The 25,677-nt window shown below is 57.0% G+C and carries 29 protein-coding genes and 1 pseudogene; 17 read left to right on the top strand and 13 right to left on the bottom strand.

Going from position 1 to position 25,677, the window contains the following annotated elements; genetic code table 11:
* Window positions 1-189 precede the first annotated feature (189 nt).
* Complete coding sequence (locus VI234_RS19560) at window positions 190-597, bottom strand: DUF7475 family protein (RefSeq protein WP_008308538.1); 408 nt, start codon at window positions 595-597, stop codon at window positions 190-192.
* 371 nt (window positions 598-968) lie between these two features.
* On the opposite strand from VI234_RS19560, the gene VI234_RS19555 reads away from it, so the two are divergent.
* Complete coding sequence (locus VI234_RS19555) at window positions 969-1,466, top strand: hypothetical protein (RefSeq protein ID WP_442905043.1); 498 nt, start codon at window positions 969-971, stop codon at window positions 1,464-1,466.
* A 46-nt stretch (window positions 1,467-1,512) separates the two neighbouring features.
* Here VI234_RS19555 and VI234_RS19550 read toward each other — a convergent pair whose 3' ends face one another.
* Window positions 1,513-2,367: a hypothetical protein gene (locus tag VI234_RS19550; RefSeq protein WP_336330989.1), complete on the bottom strand. Its 855-nt coding sequence runs from the start codon at window positions 2,365-2,367 to the stop codon at window positions 1,513-1,515.
* Complete coding sequence (locus tag VI234_RS19545; RefSeq protein WP_008308533.1) at window positions 2,367-3,125, bottom strand: PQQ-binding-like beta-propeller repeat protein; 759 nt, start codon at window positions 3,123-3,125, stop codon at window positions 2,367-2,369. Before VI234_RS19545 ends, VI234_RS19550 begins: the two co-directional genes overlap by 1 nt.
* An 867-nt stretch (window positions 3,126-3,992) precedes the next feature.
* Between VI234_RS19545 and VI234_RS19540 the strand changes: the two genes are divergently transcribed.
* Window positions 3,993-4,988 (top strand): HNH endonuclease signature motif containing protein, encoded by a 996-nt coding sequence (locus VI234_RS19540; RefSeq protein WP_336330988.1) that lies wholly within the window; start codon window positions 3,993-3,995, stop codon window positions 4,986-4,988.
* A gap of 86 nt (window positions 4,989-5,074) precedes the next feature.
* Here VI234_RS19540 and xseB read toward each other — a convergent pair whose 3' ends face one another.
* A complete protein-coding gene (gene xseB, locus VI234_RS19535; RefSeq protein ID WP_008308529.1) occupies window positions 5,075-5,251 on the bottom strand; it encodes an exodeoxyribonuclease VII small subunit in 177 nt (58 codons plus the stop codon).
* Complete coding sequence (xseA, locus tag VI234_RS19530; RefSeq protein WP_336330987.1) at window positions 5,248-6,459, bottom strand: exodeoxyribonuclease VII large subunit; 1,212 nt, start codon at window positions 6,457-6,459, stop codon at window positions 5,248-5,250. The genes xseB and xseA overlap by 4 nt, the downstream gene beginning before the upstream one ends.
* A 271-nt stretch (window positions 6,460-6,730) precedes the next feature.
* On the opposite strand from xseA, the gene VI234_RS19525 reads away from it, so the two are divergent.
* The 3 genes from VI234_RS19525 to VI234_RS19515 all read left to right on the top strand — a co-directional run bounded on the left by VI234_RS19525 (window position 6,731) and on the right by VI234_RS19515 (window position 8,916).
* Window positions 6,731-7,600 (top strand): ParA family protein, encoded by an 870-nt coding sequence (locus tag VI234_RS19525; protein ID WP_008308526.1) that lies wholly within the window; start codon window positions 6,731-6,733, stop codon window positions 7,598-7,600.
* On the top strand, window positions 7,601-8,002 hold the full coding sequence (locus VI234_RS19520) for a hypothetical protein (RefSeq protein ID WP_008308524.1): 402 nt from the start codon (window positions 7,601-7,603) through the stop codon (window positions 8,000-8,002).
* A 164-nt stretch (window positions 8,003-8,166) separates the two neighbouring features.
* Entirely contained in the window at window positions 8,167-8,916 is a 750-nt protein-coding gene (locus tag VI234_RS19515) for a GNAT family N-acetyltransferase (protein WP_336330986.1), read from the top strand.
* Window positions 8,917-9,238: 322 nt separating this feature from the next.
* Here the strand turns inward: VI234_RS19515 and VI234_RS19510 are convergent, their stop codons facing one another.
* Window positions 9,239-9,952: a helix-turn-helix domain-containing protein gene (locus VI234_RS19510; RefSeq protein ID WP_008308515.1), complete on the bottom strand. Its 714-nt coding sequence runs from the start codon at window positions 9,950-9,952 to the stop codon at window positions 9,239-9,241.
* A 265-nt stretch (window positions 9,953-10,217) separates the two neighbouring features.
* Here VI234_RS19510 and VI234_RS19505 point away from each other — a divergent pair, with 265 nt between their 5' ends.
* Together VI234_RS19505 and VI234_RS19500 are read left to right on the top strand one after the other, a co-directional pair.
* On the top strand, window positions 10,218-10,340 hold the full coding sequence (locus VI234_RS19505) for a hypothetical protein (protein WP_008308514.1): 123 nt from the start codon (window positions 10,218-10,220) through the stop codon (window positions 10,338-10,340).
* Entirely contained in the window at window positions 10,341-11,564 is a 1,224-nt protein-coding gene (locus VI234_RS19500; RefSeq protein ID WP_336330985.1) for an RNA-guided endonuclease InsQ/TnpB family protein, read from the top strand.
* A gap of 17 nt (window positions 11,565-11,581) precedes the next feature.
* Here VI234_RS19500 and VI234_RS19495 read toward each other — a convergent pair whose 3' ends face one another.
* Complete coding sequence (locus VI234_RS19495) at window positions 11,582-12,220, bottom strand: helix-turn-helix domain-containing protein (RefSeq protein ID WP_336330984.1); 639 nt, start codon at window positions 12,218-12,220, stop codon at window positions 11,582-11,584.
* Between the two features lie 1,560 nt (window positions 12,221-13,780).
* Window positions 13,781-14,143: a DUF5789 family protein gene (locus tag VI234_RS19490; RefSeq protein ID WP_008308500.1), complete on the bottom strand. Its 363-nt coding sequence runs from the start codon at window positions 14,141-14,143 to the stop codon at window positions 13,781-13,783.
* A 280-nt stretch (window positions 14,144-14,423) separates the two neighbouring features.
* On the opposite strand from VI234_RS19490, the gene VI234_RS19485 reads away from it, so the two are divergent.
* The 4 genes from VI234_RS19485 (at window position 14,424) to VI234_RS19470 (ending at window position 17,465) form a co-directional block, all read left to right on the top strand.
* Window positions 14,424-14,624, top strand: a complete 201-nt coding sequence (locus VI234_RS19485; protein ID WP_336330983.1) for a hypothetical protein — start codon at window positions 14,424-14,426, stop codon at window positions 14,622-14,624.
* Between the two features lie 352 nt (window positions 14,625-14,976).
* Window positions 14,977-15,285 carry a DUF7130 family rubredoxin-like protein gene (locus tag VI234_RS19480; protein ID WP_008308495.1) on the top strand — a complete coding sequence of 103 codons (309 nt, stop codon included), beginning with the start codon at window positions 14,977-14,979 and terminating at the stop codon, window positions 15,283-15,285.
* A 580-nt stretch (window positions 15,286-15,865) separates the two neighbouring features.
* Window positions 15,866-16,768 (top strand): diacylglycerol/lipid kinase family protein, encoded by a 903-nt coding sequence (locus tag VI234_RS19475; RefSeq protein WP_336330982.1) that lies wholly within the window; start codon window positions 15,866-15,868, stop codon window positions 16,766-16,768.
* Window positions 16,769-16,817: 49 nt separating this feature from the next.
* Window positions 16,818-17,465, top strand: a complete 648-nt coding sequence (locus VI234_RS19470) for a PHP-associated domain-containing protein (RefSeq protein WP_008308492.1) — start codon at window positions 16,818-16,820, stop codon at window positions 17,463-17,465.
* A gap of 21 nt (window positions 17,466-17,486) precedes the next feature.
* Here the strand turns inward: VI234_RS19470 and VI234_RS19465 are convergent, their stop codons facing one another.
* On the bottom strand, window positions 17,487-18,362 hold the full coding sequence (locus tag VI234_RS19465; RefSeq protein ID WP_204366245.1) for a hypothetical protein: 876 nt from the start codon (window positions 18,360-18,362) through the stop codon (window positions 17,487-17,489).
* A gap of 495 nt (window positions 18,363-18,857) precedes the next feature.
* The gene (locus VI234_RS19460) at window positions 18,858-19,076 is read right to left on the bottom strand and encodes a DUF1328 domain-containing protein (protein WP_008308488.1); all 219 of its coding nucleotides are present in this window, start codon (window positions 19,074-19,076) and stop codon (window positions 18,858-18,860) included.
* 145 nt (window positions 19,077-19,221) lie between these two features.
* On the opposite strand from VI234_RS19460, the gene VI234_RS19455 reads away from it, so the two are divergent.
* Entirely contained in the window at window positions 19,222-20,070 is an 849-nt protein-coding gene (locus VI234_RS19455; RefSeq protein ID WP_008308487.1) for an alpha/beta fold hydrolase, read from the top strand.
* Between the two features lie 95 nt (window positions 20,071-20,165).
* Here VI234_RS19455 and VI234_RS19450 read toward each other — a convergent pair whose 3' ends face one another.
* The gene (locus VI234_RS19450) at window positions 20,166-20,711 is read right to left on the bottom strand and encodes a metal-dependent hydrolase (RefSeq protein ID WP_336330991.1); all 546 of its coding nucleotides are present in this window, start codon (window positions 20,709-20,711) and stop codon (window positions 20,166-20,168) included.
* 236 nt (window positions 20,712-20,947) lie between these two features.
* On the opposite strand from VI234_RS19450, the gene VI234_RS19445 reads away from it, so the two are divergent.
* From VI234_RS19445 to VI234_RS19425, 5 genes are all read left to right on the top strand, one after another.
* Window positions 20,948-22,018, top strand: coding sequence for a glutamate--cysteine ligase (locus VI234_RS19445; RefSeq protein WP_336330981.1), 1,071 nt, complete (start codon window positions 20,948-20,950; stop codon window positions 22,016-22,018).
* Window positions 22,019-22,146: 128 nt separating this feature from the next.
* Window positions 22,147-22,275 (top strand): hypothetical protein, encoded by a 129-nt coding sequence (locus VI234_RS19440; protein ID WP_275039405.1) that lies wholly within the window; start codon window positions 22,147-22,149, stop codon window positions 22,273-22,275.
* Between the two features lie 66 nt (window positions 22,276-22,341).
* On the top strand, window positions 22,342-22,521 hold the full coding sequence (locus VI234_RS19435; RefSeq protein ID WP_049942846.1) for a hypothetical protein: 180 nt from the start codon (window positions 22,342-22,344) through the stop codon (window positions 22,519-22,521).
* 204 nt (window positions 22,522-22,725) lie between these two features.
* Window positions 22,726-22,911 carry a DUF4177 domain-containing protein gene (locus VI234_RS19430; protein WP_008308481.1) on the top strand — a complete coding sequence of 62 codons (186 nt, stop codon included), beginning with the start codon at window positions 22,726-22,728 and terminating at the stop codon, window positions 22,909-22,911.
* Window positions 22,904-23,899: a hypothetical protein gene (locus VI234_RS19425; RefSeq protein ID WP_008308480.1), complete on the top strand. Its 996-nt coding sequence runs from the start codon at window positions 22,904-22,906 to the stop codon at window positions 23,897-23,899. Before VI234_RS19430 ends, VI234_RS19425 begins: the two co-directional genes overlap by 8 nt.
* Before the next feature lie 933 nt (window positions 23,900-24,832).
* Here the strand turns inward: VI234_RS19425 and VI234_RS19420 are convergent.
* Both VI234_RS19420 and VI234_RS19415 read right to left on the bottom strand, forming a co-directional pair.
* A pseudogene (locus VI234_RS19420) lies at window positions 24,833-24,937 on the bottom strand (N-6 DNA methylase); the annotation flags it as partial.
* Window positions 24,938-25,059: 122 nt separating this feature from the next.
* Complete coding sequence (locus VI234_RS19415; protein ID WP_336330980.1) at window positions 25,060-25,575, bottom strand: hypothetical protein; 516 nt, start codon at window positions 25,573-25,575, stop codon at window positions 25,060-25,062.
* Window positions 25,576-25,677: the final 102 nt, after the last annotated feature.

Genomic DNA, 25,677 nt, shown 5'->3' with positions numbered 1-25,677 from the left:
GCCGTATCTCCGAGCCTTTCAGCTCCGCTGTGAACTCTACAGAAAACCAGGTGACGAAGCGCTCAAACATGCTCTCAACGCCGCCCTCTAAAAATCAACAACGTGCTTCACAAGAGCGTTCTTGGATTGCCTTGAAAAACAGTGTCTCGTTGACGTGTCCCTCTTCTATGGACGGTCAGTATGGCCTTCTCACGGAGCCGATGTTCTGTACAAGTAGATGGCACAGAGGGCGAGGACGGCCTCAGCTACCTTCGCTGCGACAGCTAGCGGATTCAGGTTCCCCTGCATATAGAACGCGTCAAAGCTGAAACCCTGGAACGCAAACAGTGCGAGAATGGTGACAATGGCGTATCCCGCAGCGACAAGGTACAGCTCGGGTCGCCAGTACCGGCTACTGTACAGGAGGACCCCGCCAAGAAATCCAAGCCCATTCAGAATAAACAGCGTCCCCAATGTCTGACTGAATCCCATGACCTGTGGACCGAGCAATAAGTGGATGCCAGCAGTGGTAAGCGTAGCTACGATTGCGAGGTACCCCACTGGATGCGATGGGAGCGTAAAAAACGAGTCTTGTCGTTGTGTCGTTTGAGCAACCATACTGAGTAATTGTCACTGAAGTGTATTAAATCCATATGAGTTTTTCGACATTACGGGAGCAGGCAGAACGGATATGATCGGCTGCGTTCCTGATTCAGCACTGGGAGTGAGACGGTATCTGTTCGTTCGACTGTCCCATCGAGTGTGAAGACGGGCCAGTACATCAGCACAATCCACTACCAGTACTGTGTCCGAAGACCGTATCTTCCTCAGCGGTACTACGTCCCGTTTTCTGCATGAGTCTTCTGGCCCCTCATCAGCAATCTCAACCTGAATCGCTGATTCGATCTCGGTTTATCAACTCTGGCCGTGACACTCGGATGAGACAATCGGAATGATATTCTGTTTCCTGTTGGAACACGGTCCTACGGATGGTCTCCCGTCGAACGATCGCACTCCTTCTCGGATCGGCGCTTGTGATTGGTTATGTCCAGTATGATACCGTCTCTGGACCCTTCCAACCCACACTGACTGTGGAAAACAACGACACGACAGCGTATCACCTATCAGCGTACACTGTCGAAAGCAGAGAGCAGGCGATGTACCTGAATTTCGAGGTCACGACCAGAGATAGCGAACACAGGCTCAAGACGCTCTCACAGTTGGTCTGGCCGGATGGGGATCGAAACGTCACACTCGCTGACGATGGGGTCCCCACGGAACAGATCACCGTCGCTCCCGGCGAGACGGTGACGACCACGATTGATGGGTGGACGCGTGGGGACGTGACGGTGTACCTCGGCGAGAAGGTCGCCGATAACGAGACGCATGTCTACACTAGAGTACGGACGTGTCCCAGAACTGGTCAGGAACACAGTTTGACCTTCGAGGAAGATGGCGGAATCAGTGGTGGCTCAATCTGTGCCTGATGATGTGCTGGTGGCGATTCACAAGAGAGAGCACGCACGAACGTCGTTACTGGCTCTCGTCTGAGCGTGCGTCTCTCGATTCGATATGGTCGGCTGGGCTCGGCGCTGTCTCACGAGAGTCCGTCGAAAAGACGGTTCCGACCGCAACGGCGTGGACCGGTGCCACTACCGCGGTACTCAGAAAGCCGCCGGCGACCGGTACGGTCGCGAGGCCCCAGTAGGCGAGACCAATGACGATGATGAGGCCGGCGATGGTCATGCCCTGCCCTCGTGATCGACGGTAGCTCTGCCTGAGTGCCGTCACAAAGCCACTGCCAGTGACTAGCAACGCAGGAAGCAGGAACAGACGGGTCAGAACGAACAGAGCAACCGCCAACAGCAGCAGTCCGAACAGGAAACCAGTGATATCCACCGAGAAACCGCCCAACAGCTGCGGGATGGAGATGACCGCAGCCAGCGCGACAAGATACCTGCTCAACGCACGGGGACCAGAGTGGGTATCGAGGACTCGTGTAATCGTCACCCAACCGGCGATCCCGACTGCGAGTGGAACGAGGACTTCAAGCCCGACAGCCCAGAGGAGATACCGTGTTTCGAGGTCGACCAACGCACCAATGTGTCGGGCCGTTCGTGCAGTCCCTTGCGGGAACACTGCGTAGTTGACACTGACCGATTGACTGAGTGCGTTGGTTGGCACCATCGGAACTGAATCGTGCTGGCGAAGCCAGTCGACGAGTGAAACCAGCACACCAACGACGGCGAATGGGACAGCGAGCACAGGGTCGCGACGAATGCACCTGAGCGCGGACTTGAGCACGTCCAGGGTAGACAGTCGAGTCGTCGGGGATGGGTGTCCAGGCGAAGACACCGCCTCGCTTCCATCTCCCTCTGTTCCGGGCATTATGCTTCCTCCAGTGCGAGAACTCGGCCACGATTCGCCAGATACAACATACCATCCCCGACCATCGGTGGCGAGAGGGGTACTTCCGAAGGATGGTACTCGAACTGTTTCTCACCCGTGGCGACGTCGAACGCTTCCAGTGCCCAGAGTGAGTCCACAGCGTAGACGCGACCGTCAGCGACAACCGGCGTCGTTTTTCCGTCGAACGGAACTGTCCACCGTGTCTCGCCGGTTGCCAGCGAAAGCGCATGCAGTGACTCCCGCTCATCGGCAACGAATATCGTCCCGTTGGCTACCGCTGGCGTGCTGTCGGTCACATTCCCGTCGAGGTTGCGTTCCCACAGGAGTGCGCCGTCGGATCTGGTACGCAACTGAACTGACTCACGCGTCTGAATGACGACGCCCTCGTCTGTCGCCACTGGCGGCAGAACTGTCATCTCTTCGAGTTCACGGTGCCAGTGTTGCTCACCAGTATCAGCACGATACGCAGTGGCCTCTTGTGGCCACGCGGTGACGAACACGAGGCCGTCGTCCACCGCGGGTCTGTTGTACGTCCCACTGACCGCCTCGTCTTTGTGATGGGTTTGTTGCCACAGGATCTCCCCACTGTTCGGATTCAGTGCTACGATTGAGTTCGTCCCAGGTAGTGCCGTGTATATCGTCCCGTTCGCAGTGACCGGCGTTGTTGACTCGGCCGGCCCGAAGAAACCGGGCGTCGGCGATTGCGGTCCTGTCCATCGCTCGCCGCCGACGCTCATATCTGTGAAGGGAAGTTCCCGTCCGCCACTGGCGTTAAGCCCGTAAACCCCACCTGACCCGGTTATACCGAGTGTCTTCGTCTGATAGATCGAGGCTGGGGCGATCGCTGGGGCTGAGTGATACGGCCCTTGGAAGCTGAACCGCCGCTTCCCAGTCTCGGTATCGAGCGCAAGCAGTCCGTTGCCACCGACGTATAGCGTCTTCCCACGGCGGATCGGTTGGGTACTCCCCCGAAACCAATCCGGGGCCTGATGTGTCCACGCAACCGCTACATTGTCTTTTGGACCTGATACTTCGGGGTTGTGCCCGGTTCCGGGAGGATCGTACCGGCCCATCGGCCAGTCGGAAAGTGATTGACTACCAATACGTTCCTGCGTATCGAGAGACGTGAAGCCAGCTGAACCGGTAATTCCTAAGGCGGCTAATCCCAGAAAGCGACGTCGTGAGGAGGGCATCTACCCGCTGGTTTATCACAAGCAAAATTATCGCTGTCGGTCTTTTTACCGGGCTCACAAGCGGCTGAGTTTCGATGATAAGCGCTCTTCAGGTAACGAAAATCTGCTCGAATACCAGGCGTCGATCCAAACGGTGACTGAACACCCCCGGTAGTTCCACAGTACTCTGGATACAGCGTTTTGTTCTGGATGTGAACCCAGTGTGGGCCAGTTTATCCACAGAATTCCCACGATTGTCTGGGTGTACTGTAACCGCTTTCGAGCCTATAGCTGAGTCTACCCTCCAGTACAGTTATCAAAAATACTACGCTGAAGACTCGGAGTGCACTCGATCTCGGTCCAGCTATTGACTACTGACCCGACCGCGTAGTCCCAAAGACCATGTACTGACCTCCAAAATACCAGCCAGAGATGCCACCTGACCGGCTCCGGAGTATCGTCCCGATGTTCGGCGGCGCAACGAACTACGTCAAGACACTCAATGCAATCCTCGAGTACGTCGACGACCAACAGCCCACTCCCGATGAACTCATCGGCTGGCACCGGGGGCACTTCGACCGAGTTTCGAGCCGGGACTCGATACAGCGCCGGATCGACTATCTCGAAGATGTCGGCTTTATCGAACGAGACGGCCACCACTGGCGACTCGGGCCGGAGGGAACCACCTACGTCGCTGAGCAAACGACCGAAACGCTCCTCGAAATCATGTGTCGCCGGAACGTCGGCCTCCGGAGCCTGCTGTACTCACTTGTGCCAGCTCCGATGACAATCGAAGAAATCGGGCACCAGCAACTCAAGACGCATACAAGCTTGGGCTGGGATCCGGCCAACACGGACATGGCCAAACAGCGGGCAAACTGGCTCCGAAGCCTCGGACTCGTCCACAAGGACGGCCAGCAGTATGCCCTCACAGATGAGGGCCGCCAGTTCGTTGAGACCGCCGTCGAGCAGTGGGCTGGGTCTAACCCACAGGCCGATGCACCTACCACAGATACTCCGACGGTAACGACCTACGAAACGACGGTTCAGGCCCGAGCAGTTGATCCGGAGTTCCGGGAGACAGTCCTCGTCCAGTATGATGAGACCTGCCCGATATCCGGCGTTGACCACCGTGGGCTGTTGGATGTCGCTCATGTCCTGCCCTGGAGCGACTACCCACAGCGCCGGGCGGATCCCACTAATGTCCTCCCACTCAGCAAGATTCACCACGCAGCTTTCGACCGCGAACTATTCACTATCGACCGAAACTATCGGCTGCACGTCAATCCCGACTTCGAGACCGACAGTGACCTGCTGAAACAGACAATCGTCGACCGAGCTGGTGAGTCAGTCCCCCAGCTGGACGGCAACGTCGCACCAACGTATCTCCGGCAGCACAATGACTCTCTCGGTTGGGTGACGAATTAATCGGAGCGAAGACTGTGCCTGACGTGTACTTCTCGGACGCTTTCACGAGAGAGGATACCACAGCACAAAACGGATTCAACCGGGCTTCAGCGGTCGATAACCTCGCCGTCCCCAACAGCTAGTTCGGATTCGAGTTCGGCGATCAGTTCCGTTCCCTCGGCATGGAGTTCGTTCGCCCGTTCCAGCGAGACGTCTCCGTTTTCGAGCTGTTCGATAATCTGTTCGAGCCGGTCGGTCTTGTCGGCGATTGTCTCATCTTTCATAGTGGAAGCAGGATGTACAGGAGCAGGGCTACAACGAGCAGGCCCAGAGCGAGCAGGACGAGCAGCAGCCGTCGACGCTGGCGGCGATAGGCTGTGGCCTCCTGTTTCCGTTTCCGCTCCTGATCGTACTGGGTACGTGCTTGCTCTAGCCGGTTCTCAAGATCGGTCAGTACATCGCGAACGTGCGTGTCGTATGCGCGGTCGAGTTCGCCTTCGAACGAGGACAGGTCCGATTCGGCGGTCCGTCTGTAGGCGTGGGTGAGTCGGTCATCCATCGTCTCCAGCGTCGTCTCGACGGTCGCTGTGTAGGCCGTGTTGAGACGCTCTTCGAGCGTGTCCAGCTCCGCGTCGAGGGTTGTCCGATCCGGAACGATGTTGCCTACCTCGGTCGGCGTCATCACCCGTCTGTCGGCCACTTCGTCGGCCAGTGTTCGGTCGTTCTCGTGGCCGACCCCAACTACGATTGGCGTCTCGGTTTTGTGGATAACACGGCAGAGCGGCGTTTCGTTGAACACCCGGAGGTGCTTGTCGGACCCACCACCGCGAGTAAGCACGATAACGTCGATCAGCGGGTCGTCATCGAGTTCACTGATCGCACCCATGATCGACATCATCGCATCGTCGCCCTGAACGCTCGTGTTCTGGATGACGATATCCACGTCGGGATACCGCTCGTGGACGCTGGTGATCGCATCCATCCGGGCATCGCTTGTCGCACTGGTGGCGATCCCGATCCGTTCTGGAAAGTCCGGCAGGGCTTGCTTGTGCTCCGGATCGAGCAATCCATCCGAGTCCAGCAGTTCCCTGTTTTGCTCGTAGATCTGCTGGTACGTGCCCTCACCGACCGCCACGATGTCTTCGACGATGACGGAGACGTTGCCCCCGTCTTCGTAGTACGACAGCGAGCCTTTGACAGCTACCTGCATCCCATCCTCGATTGTGGTGTCGATTGTCGATCGTTTGTACCCAAAGAGCACGCAGTGAACTGTCGAACCCTCGTGGACCAGATCGAGGTGGACGTGGTCGTTCGAGGACACACCATAGTCGGAGACATCACCGACGACGTAATCGAAGGCGAGCTGGTCTGCGCTCTCGACGACTGCGCCGATATCCTCGTTCAGCGTATCGACGTAGGTGATTCGCTCCGTTTGGAGTGCTTCCTGCAGTGTCTCCAGCGACGTGTGCGTCGGCTCCGGCTCCGAACCCATTCGACTCCTCTGTAGTGCGGTTGTGTACTTAAGCCATGGTACTATCTTGTGACAGCGATCAGGATGACCAGACCCGGCCAGCCAGTGGTTCCCTGACCGCATTTTGTCGATTTGCGTTAGCTCTTGAACTGGAAAATTGAATCAATCGATTGAACCAGCTGATTGAATCGGTTAGTTGAACCAGTTGTTTGAACCAGTTGATTGAACCAGTTGTTTGAACCAGGGGGTTCAATCAATAGGTTATTTGAACTGGGGGCTATAACAACCAGCTATGCTCTCATACAGCACTTACAGCGAGGCCGGTGGCGTCGGCAAGACGACGACCGCCGCGAACCTCGCCGTCGCACACGCCCGCGCCGGTCTCAAACCACTGGTCGTCCCACTAGATCCGCAAGAAGGCAATCTCTCGCGGCTGTTTGGCGTCGACAAGGACCGCTCGAAGAACATCGATCATCTCGCCCGGCATATGATCAACCGGCCCAAAGGTGACTTTGAGGATCTCATCGTCACCGCTGAACACGGCGTCGATGTCATCCCTGAACACAACCAACTCGCCGATCTCGGGGACTGGCTCCGCCGCGAACAGGACCAGGCCGCCGCTGTCGGGGATGCGTTCAATATTCACGCCGCGTTACTCAGCACGCTCGCCGATGCTGGCGTTCGTGACGAGTACGATGTGCTGATTTGTGACCCGCCGGCGACGGAAGGCCCACACCTACACAACGCTATCAACGCCACACGGTCGTTGGTTATCCCAGTCGAACCGAGCGCGAAGGGTCAAGCCGCTGTTGAGGGGTTGGAACAGCTCGTTTCCGGCCTTGAAGACACGCTTGAAATCGATGTGGGCGTCCTTGCCGCCGTCCCAGTCGGCGTGAAAGGGACGAACGACCAGAAGCGCGTCCTTAGCGAGATCCCGTACTCGACACCAGAAATCTTCGGCGACCGTACTTCGCTAATGGAAGGGTCGTGGGCACAGCAGTGCTCGGCGTTCACGTATGTCCGAGACCATCGCGACCGTCGACGTGACTACGAGCTCGAAACGCTGGCACAGTACGACCGATTGGCTCGCTACCTCGAAGCGCAAGCCGGGATCGAAGCCCCGAATCCACCGGAACCCGGCGCTATCGAGGAGGTGGCGTAAATGGCCGGGATGAAAGAAGGCCCCGGAGAGGACCCGTTCGCCGACGAGACGACCGACGAGCAAGACGACCCGGCGCCGGACCCAACACCTGAAACGACAGCCGGATCTCCGTCCGAATCCGAAAGCGACACCACCGACAGCATGAGTACAGACGAAATCCCGTACGTCATTCGCCGACAGACGGTCAAAGAAGACCGCGATAACGAACACGTCGCGTTCCTCCGTGACGAATACGCCGAATTAGAGGACCAAGTGAGGGCCGACGTGGCCGATGAACTCGGCATGCGCTCAAAGGATGTCTCGGTGACGGATCTGCGCGAGGCGTTCGTTGAACTGGCTGCAGAGAATCCCGACACTGTGGCTTCAATACTGGAGAGTTGGGGCTACGAGCACCTCAAGTGAACGAGACCAGACACTATCGAATACGCTGCTCGCACAAAGCAATGGGTCGCAGATCGAGTGGATGACTCGCCGGTACAGCTAAACGACGCGTCACCGTGGCACATAAGCTCCGACGTTTACAGATCAGTGCGGTGACTTATTACCGTCCGCCGAGAACAGTGTGTATGGAGATTCGTCCTGCTAACTCCGAAGACCGTCAGCGAGTCGAGACGCTCGCACGGGATTCGTTCCGAACCTCGTACGCACTCAGTCCGCAGCAGATTGAGACGATAGTCGAAAACGAATTCGATGACGAAACGCTGGCTGATCGGCTTGCAGACCCTGACACAACGGTGCTAGTCGCCGAACACGCAGCCGGCGACACCGAGCAAGTGCAGGGGTTCATCGACGTGGCAGGAGGAACTGAGAGAACGATTCGCTGGCTCCACGTCGACCCCGAGGCGCGTGGCGAGGGGATCGCCACCGCGCTGCTGGAGGGTGTCCAAGAGGACGACGACGGGACACCGCTCGTTGCGAGGATTCTCGAAGACGCCGTCGAGGGTGGCGAATTCCTCGAAGACTTCGACCTCGAGAGCGACGACAACGCGCATGTGACGTTCGGTAACGAGGAGTTCGCAGTAGCGGTATTCACTGAGGGAGAGGGGACGGAAGACGCAAACGAGCCCTCAGTTCCAGTCCCTGAGTCTGTCACGGTTGATGGGACCGCCCGTCCCATCGAACGGGACGAGACTGTCCCCGGTCGAGAAGCTCCGTTCTTTTCCACCTATATGGGCGAGGACCGCACAGACCAGTACGGCTACTTCTGCTCGAACTGTGGCAGTACTGACGTATCAGGCGACGGGCTCGACCGTCTCGAATGCAGCGAGTGTGGCAACCTCCATCTCGCCGATGAGTGGGACGACTCGTATCTGTGAGAGATCGCAGATAGACACCTGAGTCCGGGACCGGTGAGCACGGCAGTGGTCTGCCCGACGTGACTGAACCCCTGAATCCTCGGTCTCGAAGCAGGGCCCAGCCGGTGACCACAATGTGTCTCGATACCGCTTTTGGGGAGATGGATGTGGACGCAGCGGTCCACGTCAGTATGGCGGCTCCGCTGTGAATGGCGGTACTCAAGGTTACTTCCCGGCACCGCCGTACTGAGAGGGAATCCACCATGGGGTGACTTCGGAGTTCCAAAGCTGATCGACAGCGGTTATACTGACAGTGAGAGATCGGTACGGCTGGTGCAGTGAATCATTGGTTTACCTTAGATATCGTCTTTGCTGCACATCTGGGGGAGACGGCAGACTCACACTGGTGCGTTCTGTGGTAGAGTTCAGTTGTCACGAGCGCCCCGTGGGCCCGGCGCAACCGCTCGGAAAGGGCCTGGTGTGTGACATCGAACTCCTCTGCGAGCTCAACGAGGGTGACCGTGCGCGGAACGTCGTAGTATCCAGCGTTATACGCCGTCATCACAGTCTCGTACTGGTGCTCCGTCAGGCCCAGTGAGCCATACGTGGGGGATTCGGAGAGACGGTTGATGTGGTCGATAGAAAGGTCAACGCCGCTATCGTCGCCGAACTCGTGAATAGCCGCTATTCGGTCATAGTTCGGCAAAAACAGCTGTAACTGCCAGGACCCGTCGTATCCTGATGCCGACAGAATCGAGACGTTCGCTTCTGTCAGAGTCGACACGAGTGTGCGGATGCGCGGCCCCCACTCGATCCGGAGCAAACACGCCCCACCGCGCTCCGAGAGCAGATCGACCGAACGGACGCTGTCGTCGTGTTCGATGACGCCGATCAGCCGGTCTGCTTCGTTGTGGTCGGCCCACAGAAACGGCATGACGCGGCCAGGTCCGTCTGCCACGAGGCTGACTGTGCGAAACTCCGCGCTCGGTTCTCGGACGAACGTCTGCCCGAGAGCGAACTGGTTTGCAGGGACAGTCGCTTCGACGATAGTGCTCATTATGAATTAGTTCATTCTGGCAGCGGATACATCTCCGGTCTATATGTGTAGGCCGTCGTGCCTGTCGACTTCGGGCCTCTTGTGGTTCTTGGTGCCGTTCATTTTTACCTGAATTGAGGCGCTAAGGCCCCTTCCTCAACGAACAAGCGAAGCGGTTGAGTAGGGAGGGGATACAGCGCCGCACGGTTCTCAAACACGTTCGTCGCTTGGCCCACAGGCCCACGCAATCGCAACCATTTAGTACGTGTTTTGCATAACTTATGGTGTGGCAACGCGCAAGACCATCTCTATCCGCGACGACCAAGAGGATTGGATTCAGGAGAATCACCTGAGTCTGTCCTCGTTCGTCCAAGAGAAACTTGACGAACTCATCGAAGAACGCTCGTAGATGAACTACAACTACAGGTATCGACTTCGACCGTCCGACGCTCTCGAAGAACAGTTAGCGTGGACTGTCGATACCTGTAGACAGGTCTACAACCACTTCCTCCACCGACTCAACCGAACCGACGACACTTCGGCATACAGCGAACAGAAACTCCTTCCGAATCTTAAGAAGTGGTGGAACGACCTGAAAAGCGTTCACTCGAAGGTCCTTCAGAAAGTCGTTCAGCGGTTGTACGACAACCTCTCAACGCTTCGCGGTCGCAAAGAGAACGGCTACCACGTCGGCACTCTCAACTGGAAGGCTCCGGGCGAGTACCGCAGTTTCACCTATAGTCAATCCGGCTTCAAGCTCAAGAACACGAGCGGTCGGACGCGACTGTGGCTCTCGAAACTCGGAGACATCCCCCTCACCTTCCACCGCGACCTGCCCGACGACGCCGAAATCAAGACTGTCACAGTCAAACGAGAACCAACCGGCAAGTGGTACGCCATCCTCGGCGTCGAATCCCCGGACGACCCGCCTGCGAAGCCCGAGAATCCCGAGCAGTGCGTCGGCATCGACGTAGGGATTCTCAAGTACGCCCACGATACCGACGGAACCGCCGTGGGATCTCTCGACCTGTCCGACGAACGTGAACGGTTAGAACGTGCCCAACGCGACCTCTCGCGGAAGGAACACGGCTCGAACAACTGGGAGAGACAGCGCCGTGTCGTGGCCGAACACCACGCCGACCTCAAGCACAAGCGCCGTGACTTCCTCCACAAACTGTCGAATCACTACGCCCGCGAATACGATTTCGTGGCTGTAGAGGACTTGGACGCGAAGGGCTTGGTCGAACTACCGGGTAACTCCCAGGACCGAGCAGGCGCGGCGTGGGGAACATTCCTACGGATGCTCGAATACAAGTGTGAACGCGAAGGAACGCACTTCGTCGCTGTGAATCCGCGCGGAACAACGAAGGAGTGTGCCTCCTGCGGCGTTTCGACGGAGAAGCCGTTGTGGGTGCGCGAGCATTCGTGTCCGGCGTGTGGGTTTGAGGCAGATAGAGATGCGAACGCGGCGTGGAATATTCTTTCTCGCGGCATCAAGAAGCGGTTAGGAGCGGGACGCTCCGAATTAACGCCTGTGGAGACTGCGCTCCCTGTGGATACGCCTGTATCTGCAAAGTGCGTCATAGAAGCAGGAAGCCCCACCCTCAAGCGCGAGCCGTCAGGCGAGCGGTAGGGTGGGGTAGTTCACTGTCACGGCATGACGACTGACTCGATGAGGGCTCGGTGCCCACGACGAGATCGTTCCGAGAGGGCCTGATGTGAGACCCCGAGTTCCGATGCCAGCTCCTGTAGATTCGTTCGGCGAGGAACCTCGTAGTAGCCCTCGTCGACTGCGGCTTTGAGTATCGAAAACTGTCCGTCAGTGAGCTGGGACCCCTCTATCGACGGCGCGTCTTTCAGCGCAGTTATCCGTTCGATGTCGATATCGTATTCCTCGAACGCGTCACATGTCGAGGAAACCGCGTCTCGTTCCGGAAACAGGATACGGAACGTCCACCCCTCAGTACTCCCGCGAGCACTGACGACAGTCCCGTGCTCTCCTACCAGTACACGGGTGAGAAACCGGACCTGATCCGTCCAGTCCATTCGGAGTAACGTGTTTTGATCCTGGCTGGTGATGACCTGTGCGCTCCGCACCGTCTCGTCTTCGGTAATCGCCGTACCTACGGAATCAGTGTCTGCGTTCGTCGCCCAGAGCAGGGGAACAACCCGGTCAGTTCCGTGTGTAGCAAACCTGACAGCGTCGAACTCCACTTCGGGCACAGCCTGGAACGTTCCGGACAGTGCGAACTGCTCGGTCGGAATGCCGGCTCGCATCATCGTGGCCATATGATATGTGGGTATCGCTCTCCGCACTCAATAGTACAAGGTACCAAAGCTGTGGGTGCCTGGGCTTGGCCAGCGAAATCCGGGGTTACTAGCTCTCTCACCGGCTGCTCTGTCCCTGCTATGGAAGGGCTGTCACAACTCCGTGTTCCCTTTGTCATCACGCATGGCAACTCAGATCTCACGGTTCCAGCCGTAGGTTACGTTCTAGTTACCTATCCCGGAAAACCGTTTATCGTTGCCTTGGAGCCCACCGCTTCTAGAGTCTCATTCTTTGTAGCAAAATAGGCTGAACTCCATCGAAGTGCGGACGGTCGCGAGCCTTGCGACGCTTTGGTCCGTTCTCAGGCGCTAGACCACTGATTGTTGCCGGGGACTCATGCCGAGAGAGCGAGTCGATTCAGTTCTGCGGAGTGGGTGGCATGGGTAATCAACACAGACTCTGTGATAAAATTTAGCATTTATTTTCATAACAGGTGTACTATTGTTAAGCCCACCCATCTCAGGCTGCGTTCGCTTCGGATACTGTTTCGGCTGAACGTTTTCAACTGATATATAACATACTCTGAGATAGGTAAATATGATAATATCACACGTCAAATCAGCAAATTAATTCGTTAATAAGCGGGACTATCAATCATATACGTTGCCAGGGCTGCACGAATTAGCGACCCTGTAAGGGACGGATGTCCCGTTCACACAACGTCGACGCAGTTACCATCGCTTGAAACCCTTCAAACACCGATGGCACCAGATAGAATTCCGAGGGGCCAACGAGTGCTGATACTCGATTCGTTGTATCCATAGATTGGGTCTGTTGTCATTGTAGTCGTTCACATTTTGACTGATATGCCTAGCATGGTGTCGAGGCTCAGTGGTATGCCCATCGTGGACACGTATCGCCGCGTGTCGGGGGCGTGGCGAGAGTACGCTTTTAGAACTGTTTCAGCTATCTGGAAAGGTCCGCTCTCGAAATCCTCCACTTGAGAGACACAATATAGGTTGTACCGATCGCTCAGTAGGTGTTCCTACTGACCGAAACGGGCGACTAATCATATTAGTCACTACTGTTTGGGTGATATGGCGATTCAAACGACAGTCGGGTGGTCACTCATCACTTCCGGTATGGTAACGCTCCTGCTTGCGTATCTTCCGTACCCGTCGGTTTATTGGGGCATCGGTCTCCTTATCCTCGGTCTCTTCATCTTCGTTACTCGACGGCTCTACTGACCTCAGCAGCGCTCAGGTGGTGCCCTGTCGTGACTGAAGCTGGGGCGAGATACAGCAGTTGCTGAGAAACGCAACAGAGCCCGAAAAGGTTCGCTTGGCCCAGACAGTGTTCAGGTCAGTCGCTACGCAACGGACGCGGCTACGTTCTGTGGAACAGAGCGAGGTGGCGGAGTCCCGCATGAGTTTCCAACCCGCCGGCAAGTACCCCTGAGAGCATCCCGAGTGTACTGATGAACGTTGTAGTTCGAATGCGGTCGATCATACTGACGGTCGGATCTTCGAGACTGGGCCAGTCGGCCAGTAACTATGGGGAAAGACGATGGATTCGATGTCTCAGAGAGATTGTTCGTCCTGGTTTTCCCCCTCGTCGCCCTGATCCCTGTTCGACCCGCCACGGTCCGAATATTCCTCCCGTCCGATCGCTTCGGAACCGATCATGTTGAGTACGGCCTGGTGAACCGCGTCCGCTGAGTCGTACTCGTGACTATCAGTCTCTATCTCTTGGCCCCCGAGTATCGACTGTAACGTCTGGGAACCACGATTCGTTTCTATTTCGGCGTCTCCGTACTTCGAAAGTAGCATCTCCCGCTCGATTGGATACGTTTCAGACGCCAGTTCGTCGCCGAGGCTGCCGAAGTCGACGCCCAACTCCCGCGAGTCGGCTGTCTCCTCACTGCTGGACTGGTCGTTTGCCATACACTCCCTTCAGCGACCAGCCGGATAGGTGTTGTGGATTTTACAATTTCTGGCAAAATCACGGGCAGAGTAGTCCTGTAGGCATCTCAGGGTTGGGAGCCGTGTTCCACCGGTTTACACGACAAGCGGAAGCCGTCGCTATCGCTGTGGCATCTGCTCCGACCTCTTGTCGCGGCCGTGCTGTTCAGCGAGGAGGGCGAACGCGTAACCGAGTAATCTACCCGGACTCCTAATTTAATAGGGCGAGTTTACTTGTGTGACGGCCGTGTTGTTCGAGGCGATGGTACAGACAGCAAAAGCGTCGGATACGCTTTCACGGATCGGAATCGTTTCCACACTGGTCGATGCCGCGGTCGCGTTTTCCCGCGGCCGGTGGAAAAGTGGACTCCTGCTGATCGCCTCGGCGGCGCTCTCCCAGCGTGTCCCGGGTATCGGGGTGGCCGTCTCGATACTGCTTCGACTCGGTCGTCGCCTGAGTTGAGTCGGCATTCCCCGTAGCCTTGCCGACGCTACGCCTCGGGATACAACGAGCGCGTCTTGTACGCAGTAGCACTCGTAGCCGAAGCAAGACGGTTTTTACGCCCGTTGTTTGCTAGGATAGAGTGTATGTAGCGGTTCATCTATGCGGTACGCAGTGATCGAGAGTACGCGGTCGGAGCGGATCACACACTTCTGTCGGGAGCATCAACCGGGGCCGGTCGGCACTGCCTCCGTTTACTATCCTCTCCGTCTCTCCTTCGAGCTTGCGACGTGTCTTGCCGGCCAGTGACCTGTTTTCGGTCTGCGTGGCGGCAGTCGACAGTTTGATATGTTGGACGGGTGACTAGTTGACAATGAGCGACAACCTAGCGACCACCGACGAGTCTATCGAGCCGGGCGAACCCGTTTACACGAAAGCCGGACAACTAGTGGGCCGCGTCAGTGGCTTCACAGACGATGGATTCGAAGTCGAAACAGTCGAAACGGGGGCCAGTGACGGTGTCGATCAGGAGGAGATCCCCGGGCAAGAGTTCGGCGAGGGGTATCTGATGTGGCAGTGCGAGGAGTGCGGAGAGATGGGCGAACTCGAAGACAGCTTTCCGTCCGCGTGCCCGAGCTGTGATGCCCCCAGAGAAGCGCTTTCGGAAGTCCGCGAAGACTGATCGAGCGTCGTTTGCCTGGCATCGGGTGGACTGCTGGGCTGGACTGATACTGTTGGCTGTAACTATTTTAAGATATTCGCCACCTCGGGTGGCGAAATTCTTCACAGACTTACAGCCGACAGTATGAGCTACACAGCGGACCGAGTGACGATAGTCGCCGCTGAGAAAACGCCTGACTCGTCGCACCACAGTGATGTTGGCACAGGGAAAGGGAGTTGATCAGTGTGTGAGTCGAGACAACTGCCAGGAATCATACAGAGAACCACGATTTCTGTGACGACGAAACGCGTCGCTTCTCACAGCATCGCCGCTGAAGCGGTTCACAGTAGTGCGGCAGTGACCGACCGCTGATGACACGCCCGCGAGCCTGACATAACAGGCCGTGTCGATCAGAACGCCAGTAATATAACATTATTTTGCCCTGAAAGCACCAGCATATCGTCGAGGAGAGATATAGTGTTCCTAACAAAATGCTACAAGAGCATGTCTATGGTATGCAGAGACTCGTAGGAGACAGAAAGCGCCAGGACACTGGCCAGCGGACGCCGCAAAACACCGTTGTGGAAGGAGCAATGTAGGGATGTCCGGAACAGTTCTGATCTATAACCCCCGGAGCGGAAGTGGTGACCACGGTGACGCCGTCCGGGAGCGGGCAGCGGCACACGAGTACGATATCGAAGAGACCGAAGCGGCTGGCGACGCCGTTTCGCTGGCGGAAGCGGCCGCCGAGACGGGGTACGAAACGATTGTCGCCGCTGGGGGTGATGGGACCATCAATGAGGTCATCCGAGGTATCGACCAGGCGGACGCACTGGACAGTGTGACCCTCGGGGTTCTCCCACTCGGCACGGGAAACAACTTCGCACAGCAGTTGGGAATCACTGACATCGATACGGCGTTCGATGTCTTGGCGGACGGCGAGCGACGTCGAATCGACCTCGGGCAGGCCAGCGACCGCCCCTTCGTCAACTCCTGTGTCGCGGGACTGACCGCCGAATCCAGCAGCGAGACGTCCCCCGCGATGAAAGACCGACTCGGTGTGCTGGCGTACGTCGTCACGGGCCTCCGGTCGATGTCGGACTTCGATTCGCTCCGGCTTACTATCGACCCCGCCGACGATGACCAGTCCGCAGCGTGGGCCGGCGAGGCGATCTGTGTGCTCATCGGCAACGGTCGTCGGTTTACCACAACGGGCGGCGAGCAGGCAGACATGGAGGACGGTCTCCTCGACATCGTGGTGATCAAAGACGTCTCGACGTTGGACCTGATGAGCGACCGGATCACCGAGCGACTCCTGGGCAGTGATTCCGAACACATCATACGGTCGAAGGCGTCGTCGCTCACGATCACGAACCACGACCCCTCCACTGTCAGCTTCAGTTTAGACGGCGAAATAATCAGCCACCGGGAGCTTACAATCGACGTTCGCCCGGATACGTTGTCCGTCGCAGTGGGCGACGGATACGATCCGGATCCGGAATGAACCCGACAGAACAGACTGTCGTGATTATCCACTGTCTGCCAATGGTTTCATGTACACCGTAGATCTCCACACGCACACGCGGTTCTTCCACGGGTTCGAGAGCAGGCCGACAGCCTACGACCCACTCGGGGCCCAACTGGTGCGGCTCGCCAGCCGGTGGCACTCTCTGGACGGTGTGGCCCTGACTAATCACGACTACTCGCCCGGGTACGAAAGTGGGACGACCGAGACGCTGTTCGTTCCCGGTATCGAAATCTCGACGACGGCCGGGCACGTTCTGGTCGTCGGTCCCGACCCGCCTCGACGGACGACACCGGGGACGCTCACCCCGACCGAGGTCGTCTCGCTGGCACACGAACGAGGGTGTGCCGCGATTATCGCCCATCCGTTCCGCCGAAGTGATGTCCGCAAGAGCGGCGCGGAGTTCGATGCCGTCGAAGTGAACGGTAAGCACCCGGGGAACATAGAACGTGTCCGAAAGCTCGCGGACACACTATCGGTTCCCATTGTCGGCGGGAGCGACGCACACTATCCCTTCGAAGTCGGCCGCGCATTCACCCGAATCGAGGCGTCACGGCTCACCCCCGAAACCGTCGTCGAGGCTATTCAGGCGGGTCGAGTAGAGCCGCAACTTCGCAGTACAGCGTTCGACGAGGCTATCCAGACCGCATATCGGTACATACACCGATATCGGTAGGGTGTCAGGACAGCCCGCCGGTCAGGACCGTAATCTAAACGGCCCCGACGTCGAAGCGCGCGAACTCACTGTCGCTACGCGGAGCATATACGATGTCAGGATGATGAACGGCACTAACGCGACTGTGAACGTCAGGGCAACGAACAGAAGCAACGGTGACAGGCCGAAAACCCCGACATCAGGCAGGAGGCCAGCGTCGATAGCCAGTATCGCCCAGATGGTAACGATGATCGATGGAAGGGAGAAAACCAGCAGCGTTCGCGAGAGTTCTGAGATCTCCTTGCCGTAGTACAACGTTTTGAAGTACTCGCGACCGGTCGCGAACATCTCGAACATTTCCATCAGGTCTGTGAATTCCTCTATCTTGTCGTCGTTCAGTTGGCTCCGGTACGTGGAGGTCATATTGTGCGTACTGTTCATCAACGGCCCGTAATCGGTCTCCAGTCCCAACCACAGGGCATAGAGGTCACCACCGTGGACCTGCTGAACCGCAATCTCCAATTCTTCCGCCGTCGCAGCAACTGAGTCTACGTACGTCGTGATATCTTCGGTGAACTCGTCACCGATATCGTCTTCGAGGTCCTCACTGGCACCTTCAAGCGAGTGCGCGCGCTCTTTGATTACCGTCGCCATCACCTTGAGGAACGAATCCGGATCTTTCGGTGCAGCGTCATTACCAGTGAGACCGCCGATGTCACGCCGGAACTCGATCATGCTTTCGATGCGTTTCTCCTGCGCGCCGATAGAGGTGATATCGTGGGAGAGGACGATAGAATTGATGGAGACGACGATGGACACGAGCAGGATGATCCCGCTGAGAAACGAGTTGAGAATCGTCTGGACGGCCGCAGTCTCGGTGAGGAGCATCTTCATCTCAAAGGTCCAGATCGAACCCATGAACACGATGCTCGCGAACGTCACAGAAAGCAATGCCCCAGTGACCGCGATCCGGTGTCCTTCAAGCAGTATCCACCGGCTGAATTTGAACCCGCGTCGTCCCACCGGGATGGGAAACCAACTTCGCAGCCATCCGAAGCGTTTTAAATCCATCGGGGAACCCCGCACGTCGACGTTGACAGTAACTCATCGCTGTTCGTTGCAACTGCCCACTCCAGCATGGCCCTGTAATACACAAACGGCTCCGTTCGGTCGTCGAACCGGGTATTTACGCCCCGACAGCGAGCGGGACCCCTCGGATCAGCAGCCCTTAAACCACGGCTGTCTTGCTGAAGCGGACGCTGATAGCGCTTCGTCGTGTGCTGTCCTGTCTTGGTCTCGTTTCGGTTCATTCGTTCAGTTGTCCTCTGATAACCATCCAGCGCAAGACTGCTCGTCCGATGATTCGCTATCCGGCTTGATACGGGCTTGGCCCCGGCTATAGCCCGTCTCGGATTAGAATATGAAGGTGAGGACGGCGAGCACCACGAAGATGATGACGAGCCACTTCGCGATATCCATGCTGAGGCCGGCGACGCCGCTCGCCCCCAGTACCCCTGTGATGAGCGCGAGCACGAGGAACAGTATCGCGAGACCAATGAGATCACCGCCAAACTGAAGCACGACGTTCTGTACTGGAATTATACTTTCCGCGGCTAACTGTGCGAGTACCATACTCCACTCTCCGAGACGAGTACATATCATACCAAGGTACTTTCATCTGTATCATCATTTCAGTAAACGACGTAGTGACTTCGCCACTCATGACCGTGACGCTGCAAGACCAAGATTCATTAGTTGGGGGCACTGGTTTTCATCGATGCCAACAATTCAGATCGAAGACGGCTCCCTCTGGTACGAAGAGACGGGGACCGGGCCGCCGCTCATTTGCCTCCACGGGGGCTGGCAGGACCACCGGTCGTGGCAGGCACAGGTCGACTACTTCGCTGACGAGTACAGAGTTATAACCGTCGACCTTCGAGGGCACGGTCGGACCGGCCCGACTGGGTCACGGCGGTACTCTGTCGACCTATTCGCAGATGATCTGGAGAAGCTGGTGGCGACGTTGGACGTGGACCGCCCGGTTTTGGCCGGCATCTCCGCCGGTGGGATGGTCATTCAGACCTATCTCGACCGACACCCGGATAGTGCCCGTGGCGCGGTCATTGGAGGACCGTTGCAGACGCTGCCGCCGATAGAACTTCCTCACGGAATGAAACAGCTGTTTTCACCCCTTCCGCTACTTTCGGGGTCGCTTTCCGCCGTTGGGCCGAAATTGACGTTCAAAACACTGCTGGATTCGATCCGGATGACGAACGGCGGCCACTGGCTCTCGCTCGACGAAACGGTGCGCAAGCAATCGCTGAATGCCGTCGATTCGATTTCTGCAACCGAGTTCCAGAAGATATTCCGAGCGCTCTACGAACGCGTGGCTCCGACGCTCTCACACGTTTCGACGCCGACACTCGTCCTGTACGGCGACCACGAGATACCACTCGTCAAGCGACAGGGTGAGCGAATCGCCCGAACTGTCCAGACGGGGACCGCGCAATCGATACCTGACTCCGGACACCTCGTCAACCAGGACCAGTCGGGCGGGTTCAACGAAGCTTGTTCGGCGTTTTTCGACGGATTGACCAAAGCAGCCGATGACGCGAAGGGCCGTTGACGGCGAGTTGGATCTGCGGGTACCCACTCGGGTATGGCCTCTGAGTTCTGCGGACTATCGTGTACCACCCTACAAGCTGGTTCACCCGCTCAGTCTCAAAACGGACTCAGTCGACGCCGGCGTTCAGGTGGTGTCAGCGCGTACGCCGCGACGACGTGTGCGACCACCATCGCTGCGAAGAAGCCGAAATTGATCCACCAATTGTTGTACCAGACGAGGTCGATACCCCAGGACCCGTCGACGAGAGGCCACAGCGGCTCGATGGGCGTGGAGATATCGGGCGCTGAGAGCATATCGGCGAAAACGTGACTGAGACCCCCGGCGAAGAACGCGAGAAACGACGACAAAAACACCTGTCTACGGTCGAGTCGCTCGGTTCCGACCCACTCGTCGAGTTGATCGGTGAACACACCCGCCACTATCGCCGCACCGACGACGCTCGCAGACGTGACAAACAGAACCGTGTGCGTTACACCGTGATGATGAACTTGGTTCGGGAAAGCCGCAACGAGCCACAAGTCGATGTCAGGTACCAGTGATGCGACTACGGCGAGAATGACGAACCCGACACTGCGCCTGTCGTTCCACCGGAGCCAGGCCGGCAGCGCGAACAACAGGCCGAACGCGAGATGCCCAGAGATGTCTACGATCGTCTATCCCCCCTTGATTGAGCTGATACCACTCATTCTCACCGTACGTTCAATCGGATGCCATTTAATCGGTGCGAAATTAACTGGATTGAGAACGCACGCTACAGTGACCCAAACGCTCTTTCCCTCCGATCTCATTCGGCCAATATGTCAATCCAGTCCGACAGTGACAGCGAGACGACCGAGGAATCCGTCGACGACAAGATCAAACGAGGTGGTGCATAGCCATGTGCGATATCAAAACCGGGGTAGAGCTCGAACTGTGGGTCGTAGACGACAATGGGCGACTGGCCGACGGCTCAGAGATCGTTGCTGCGCACGAACAGATAAAACCGGAGTTCATCGACCCGCTCGTTGAAGTCCAAACAGAACCCCACGAGGACGAGTTTGGATTGCGACGTGACCTGGAGACGACACTCCGGACCGGCGTCCGGGTGGCTGAAAAGCACGACAAACAGCTCGTCCCACTGGGAACACCACTCACCTCATCGAATACGCAGGCGAACTGCAAACGGGGGGAGTTGTTCGAGGAGATCTACGGTGACGGGGTACAGAGCGCAAAGAACTGTGCCGGCACACACATTCACTTCCAGAAAGGGAGTGTGATAGACCAGTTGAACCTGCTGACTGCACTCGACCCGGCACTGGCGTTGCTGAACTCTTCCCCGTATTACTGTAGCGAAGCCGGTGATAGTTCCTCGCGAGCACGAGCCTATCGGACGAAGTGTGGGCAAGAGTTCCAGCAGTTCTGCGAGCTCTGGCCCTACGCAGGCAGTCTACAGGAATGGACGGACCGAGTCGATCAGGCGTACAACCACTTCAAGGACTTAGCGAGCAGCCGCGGTGTGAGCGCAGCGAAAGTCGATGAGTTGTTCGAAGCGGAGAATACCGTGCTCAATCCCGTCCGACTCCGGCGGTGCCAGCCGACCGTCGAGTGGCGAGCGCCCGACGCTGCACTGCCAAGCGAAGTGATCCAACTGGCAGTGGATGTCGGGGAGCTGGTTTCACAGACCGGCGAGAAGCCACTCGCTCATGGCCATCACGGTGTGTACTCGGATCGGATCGGAGTACCGGAGTTTCCCTCGCTTCGGGAACTGAGTCAAGAGGCGATCCACTCGGGACTGGAATCGACGGCGGTGGTAACCTACCTGCGGAAGATGGGATTCGACCCGTCGGAGTACGACCCGATCGCACCGGAATTTAGCGGCCCGCCGGTGCTCGGCGAATTGTCAGCACGGAAGATACGCCTCCAGCAGGCCAGCAAACTCCGGCAGGACATCAAAGCAATCGCAGTGTAGGTGAGTTCGGCCTTCGAGTGGCGTGGAGTGTGCGTCCGTTCTGGGTCCCGAGTAACGGACCTCTATATCGGCCAGGCTCACGCAGGGGCCAGCAGATGTGTTTTCCCCTCTGAACTATAACGGTACGTATGGTTTCGGTTTCCGACGGACGTGCGCTCGCGGAACAGATTATCAACGCGGTACTGGGAGGATACTCGACCCGTGTTGTTGGTGTCGACGGGAAAGCCGGACCGTACCTGACACGTCGCGAGGCATAGCTCGACTCGGCTGCGGTCGAAGCCTATCTCCGGGCGCTGAACGAGCGACTTACGAGGAAATCTGCTGTGGAAGGGACCGACGGCGAAGAGTTGGTTCCACAGCCGGAAGGCACTGTCCACCTCGTCGAACAGGCGACGGACGAGGAAGGGGCGAATCGCTGGACGGTCGAACTTAGCTGGACAACGCCGCCTGGTTCGATGCCCTCCCATCCGGAAGACGCCACTGCGTCTTCCGCCGACAACTGAGCGACAATAATGGTGTGTTTCGACACCCGACAAGGTCGAGATCCGGACTCGGCGCTACCAGCGATGAGTACGTTCGCTACGGGAGACTCGTAACCGCGACAGACGCCGATGCATGAGTACACTATTCTCGGTCATTACGCGACAGGAACTACCTGTCAACAGAGTAATCAACGTGAAAGCCATTACCATTTCATAGACATCACAATGCACCAGCAATGGGAGTACAAGACGCTCGAACCGCCGAAGGGATTGACCAAGCGAGAGACGGTCGATCCAACAGAGGAACTCAACCGTCTCGGTACAGAGGGCTGGGAACTCGTCGAGACCATCAGCTACGACGGTGGCGGGACGAAACTACTGCTGTTCAAACGTCCAGTCTCACATGAGTGAGTTCTCTACGGGGGATACCTTACGTGAGCGAACGGACATCAACAAGTACTGGTTCTGGTTACTGCTCCAGGCCAACCGATGGCTCCTCGCCGTCGGACTCGCTTTCGTGATCTTCTTCGTATTCATGACTTGGGGCCTGCTGAAACCGGTGTCGCTGCACTCGACGATGGAGTCGAGCGACATGGTCGAGACGCTATTCTCCGGTCTTATCGGGGCTATCATCACGGGAACGACGTTGGTCGTCACGATCAATCAGCTCGTCCTCTCCCAGGAGATCAGCTCGCTTGGGAGCCAGCGCAGTCGGATGGACCTGACGATGGATTTCCGCCAGAATACGGACAGCCTCCTCGGGATGACGACACCCGCCGACCCTGCAGACTACCTCTATGAGCTTATCGAGACAAGCGAACAGCGAGCGAAGACACTGCGAAATACACTCTCCGAAACTGAAAATCAGGAGCTCCACGAACAAGTGGACGAGTACGTCGCCGATCTACTGGAGAACGCCAATCACGCACACAGCCTCCTCGAAGACGCAGATTTTGGCACCTTCGACGTCGTATCGCCCGCACTCGATTACAACTATGACCGGAAGATACACCATGTCCGCCGGCTCGGGATGGAGAACCGAGACTCCCTCACCAACGAGGAGCGAAGCGCGTTCCGAGATCTGCTAGAGGTGCTTACAATGTACGGACCAGTCCGCGAGTACATCAAGAACCTCTACATCCAGTGGGCGCTGGTGAAACTCTCACGAGCGATCCTGTATGCCGCCCTGGTTGCACTCACCACCGCTGGAGGGATGGTCATCTTCGTTGACCCGACAACGTTCCTCGGGACGGTCTTCGGCATCGAGACCGTTCTTTGGGTCGTTAGCGCCGCGTTCGCTATCTCTACGCTGCCATTTCTCCTGTTCATCTCCTTCATCCTCCGGCTCGCGACGCTCGCTAAACAGACGCTTTCGGTGGGACCGCTCATGCTTAGCTGACCGACTCCCGGATGCAATTGTGTATCTCGGTGAGCCGGTGCAAAAACACAGCAACGGGAGCGGTTCCATGACGGCTGAAACTATCGATATCCAGCCAGCATGGTGTCAAAATCGATTACCGAAACGGTTGTCGCGATCTGCCCACCAGCGGTGCTTTCCTGTCAACGTCGACGTCCAGTGTTACTCGAAGTTCCAGCACATCAGGGTATCCAACTCATCCGACTGCCTGGCCACTGCACGAAGGACCAGTGCTTCGATCGCCGCGTCCGTCGGTCGCTGGCTGCGAACAGTGACTGTCACGACCTCTACGCACTCGTAGCGATACACTGCCAATTGTTACTATATCCGAAGTACTGAGTTCAACGGCAAGCAGTGTAAGCTTGCTGTGGACGGTCAACCGGTAGTGTTTAGTTTAGAGGGTTGTGTCAGCAAGCGAAATTCTAAAGCCAATTTCCAGCGGTGCTCGGTTCGTCGTGTCACAAACATATGAAAACGGAGAGTTTCTTTGTCTTGTACTTTGGCTCATATATTCGACAGCAGTCCGATTTCCATAGTGTTCTATCAGAGATCGGTCCCAACTCGTTGAAGTACAACTCAGGGATGTTTCGTATTCCCTACGAGAAACATAGAGGCTCAGCATCGTGTTTTGCTGTAGTCCTTTGAGAAGGATTTCTGTGTTATCCGTTGTCATGGTCCAAGAAAGCCGCTATGGAGAATATTGCATCTTTTCGGACTCGTAGCGTTTATGAGAGCCCGCTTTTGTCCACCCCATCAGAATGGGATAGCCGCTCTGAGGACGGCCTACAGGTAGAACTGCTGATCGGTGGTTCCGCTGGTTACAGGAGGAACTATTACCTTCTCATATATACTTTCATAATGTCACTTTCAAGCATCCAGAAGGAGTTAAAACCATTATATATTTGTCATGCAGGAAAGATTGACCCAGTCTCGGAAGACCGTGTGAGCGCTGGGTCCGCGTTGACGGATTTACGCCAGCGTTTCAACAATCACGCCGACGTCGATCTGTGGCGAAACCATACTCGCTCGGCCAGCAGAGAGCCACAAAATCCGTCTGTCGGAGGGCGCCACTCCGGGACTACTCGTGACATGAGCTGGTCAGTACAGACGAACCAATTATTGACGCTAACTGATCAAGAGTGCTAATCCGAAACAGTCTCAACGCGATATTCATATCCAAGTTTCTCACGTAGCTGACGGAACGCCTCCAGTACCTCTTCTCGGTCTTCACCGGCAGGAATCTCGACGTGTGCTGATGAAGTGGCACTCTCCGGATTCAGGACTCGCCAAACCGTTCGACGAAGTAACGACTCCTCGGATACCGGCTTCCAATCGAGACGGAGGGCATCCTCAGAAAACAGTACAGTCACCTGCTTCAGCCGTTCCAAATCATATGATGCGCTCTTCTCTTTATTGGAGTAGTACAGCGAGTCCCATTTCAAATCATACGTGGTATCGTCAGTTGTCCAAGAGACAAGCCCGCCAAACGGGACAACAGCCGACCCTCGTACTGGATCAAGTGTCTCGTTCAATTCCTCAATTACTCCCTCGTGTCCACTCGCGTTGATTTCTCGGATATGGGTCTCGTGCGGTACTGAGCGATACAGCCACGACTGGTCGGTCAGGACTGCAAATTCGTCGACGCTCTTGTGAAGCACGTTGTTGATTTTTAGAGGGCGGCGTTGAGAGCATGTTTGAGCGCTTCGTCACCTGGTTTTCTGTAGAGTTCACAGCGGAGCTGAAAGGCTCGGAGATACGGC

The organism is Haloarcula sp. CGMCC 1.2071, assembly GCF_037078445.1.
Taxonomy (GTDB): domain Archaea; phylum Halobacteriota; class Halobacteria; order Halobacteriales; family Haloarculaceae; genus Haloarcula; species Haloarcula amylolytica.
This window is presented reverse-complemented; position numbering and strand designations above follow the sequence as displayed.

What these genes read in the sequence shown, in the direction of transcription:
- VI234_RS19470 (WP_008308492.1), top strand. Translation starts at nt 16,818, where the DNA reads ATGTACACCGTAGATCTCCACACGCACACGCGGTTCTTCCACGGGTTC.
- VI234_RS19525 (WP_008308526.1), top strand. Translation starts at nt 6,731, where the DNA reads ATGCTCTCATACAGCACTTACAGCGAGGCCGGTGGCGTCGGCAAGACG.
- VI234_RS19560 (WP_008308538.1), bottom strand. Translation starts at nt 597, where the DNA reads ATGGTTGCTCAAACGACACAACGACAAGACTCGTTTTTTACGCTCCCA.
- VI234_RS19455 (WP_008308487.1), top strand. Translation starts at nt 19,222, where the DNA reads ATGCCAACAATTCAGATCGAAGACGGCTCCCTCTGGTACGAAGAGACG.
- VI234_RS19540 (WP_336330988.1), top strand. Translation starts at nt 3,993, where the DNA reads ATGCCACCTGACCGGCTCCGGAGTATCGTCCCGATGTTCGGCGGCGCA.
- VI234_RS19550 (WP_336330989.1), bottom strand. Translation starts at nt 2,367, where the DNA reads ATGCCCGGAACAGAGGGAGATGGAAGCGAGGCGGTGTCTTCGCCTGGA.
- VI234_RS19440 (WP_275039405.1), top strand. Translation starts at nt 22,147, where the DNA reads ATGGTTTCGGTTTCCGACGGACGTGCGCTCGCGGAACAGATTATCAAC.
- VI234_RS19480 (WP_008308495.1), top strand. Translation starts at nt 14,977, where the DNA reads ATGAGCGACAACCTAGCGACCACCGACGAGTCTATCGAGCCGGGCGAA.
- xseB (WP_008308529.1), bottom strand. Translation starts at nt 5,251, where the DNA reads ATGAAAGATGAGACAATCGCCGACAAGACCGACCGGCTCGAACAGATT.
- VI234_RS19425 (WP_008308480.1), top strand. Translation starts at nt 22,904, where the DNA reads ATGAGTGAGTTCTCTACGGGGGATACCTTACGTGAGCGAACGGACATC.
- VI234_RS19520 (WP_008308524.1), top strand. Translation starts at nt 7,601, where the DNA reads ATGGCCGGGATGAAAGAAGGCCCCGGAGAGGACCCGTTCGCCGACGAG.
- VI234_RS19515 (WP_336330986.1), top strand. Translation starts at nt 8,167, where the DNA reads ATGGAGATTCGTCCTGCTAACTCCGAAGACCGTCAGCGAGTCGAGACG.
- VI234_RS19485 (WP_336330983.1), top strand. Translation starts at nt 14,424, where the DNA reads ATGGTACAGACAGCAAAAGCGTCGGATACGCTTTCACGGATCGGAATC.
- VI234_RS19460 (WP_008308488.1), bottom strand. Translation starts at nt 19,076, where the DNA reads ATGGTACTCGCACAGTTAGCCGCGGAAAGTATAATTCCAGTACAGAAC.
- VI234_RS19500 (WP_336330985.1), top strand. Translation starts at nt 10,341, where the DNA reads ATGAACTACAACTACAGGTATCGACTTCGACCGTCCGACGCTCTCGAA.
- VI234_RS19555 (WP_442905043.1), top strand. Translation starts at nt 969, where the DNA reads ATGGTCTCCCGTCGAACGATCGCACTCCTTCTCGGATCGGCGCTTGTG.
- VI234_RS19495 (WP_336330984.1), bottom strand. Translation starts at nt 12,220, where the DNA reads ATGGCCACGATGATGCGAGCCGGCATTCCGACCGAGCAGTTCGCACTG.
- VI234_RS19465 (WP_204366245.1), bottom strand. Translation starts at nt 18,362, where the DNA reads ATGGGTTCGATCTGGACCTTTGAGATGAAGATGCTCCTCACCGAGACT.
- VI234_RS19475 (WP_336330982.1), top strand. Translation starts at nt 15,866, where the DNA reads ATGTCCGGAACAGTTCTGATCTATAACCCCCGGAGCGGAAGTGGTGAC.
- VI234_RS19445 (WP_336330981.1), top strand. Translation starts at nt 20,948, where the DNA reads ATGTGCGATATCAAAACCGGGGTAGAGCTCGAACTGTGGGTCGTAGAC.
- xseA (WP_336330987.1), bottom strand. Translation starts at nt 6,459, where the DNA reads ATGGGTTCGGAGCCGGAGCCGACGCACACGTCGCTGGAGACACTGCAG.
- VI234_RS19490 (WP_008308500.1), bottom strand. Translation starts at nt 14,143, where the DNA reads ATGGCAAACGACCAGTCCAGCAGTGAGGAGACAGCCGACTCGCGGGAG.
- VI234_RS19430 (WP_008308481.1), top strand. Translation starts at nt 22,726, where the DNA reads ATGCACCAGCAATGGGAGTACAAGACGCTCGAACCGCCGAAGGGATTG.
- VI234_RS19545 (WP_008308533.1), bottom strand. Translation starts at nt 3,125, where the DNA reads ATGAGCGTCGGCGGCGAGCGATGGACAGGACCGCAATCGCCGACGCCC.
- VI234_RS19510 (WP_008308515.1), bottom strand. Translation starts at nt 9,952, where the DNA reads ATGAGCACTATCGTCGAAGCGACTGTCCCTGCAAACCAGTTCGCTCTC.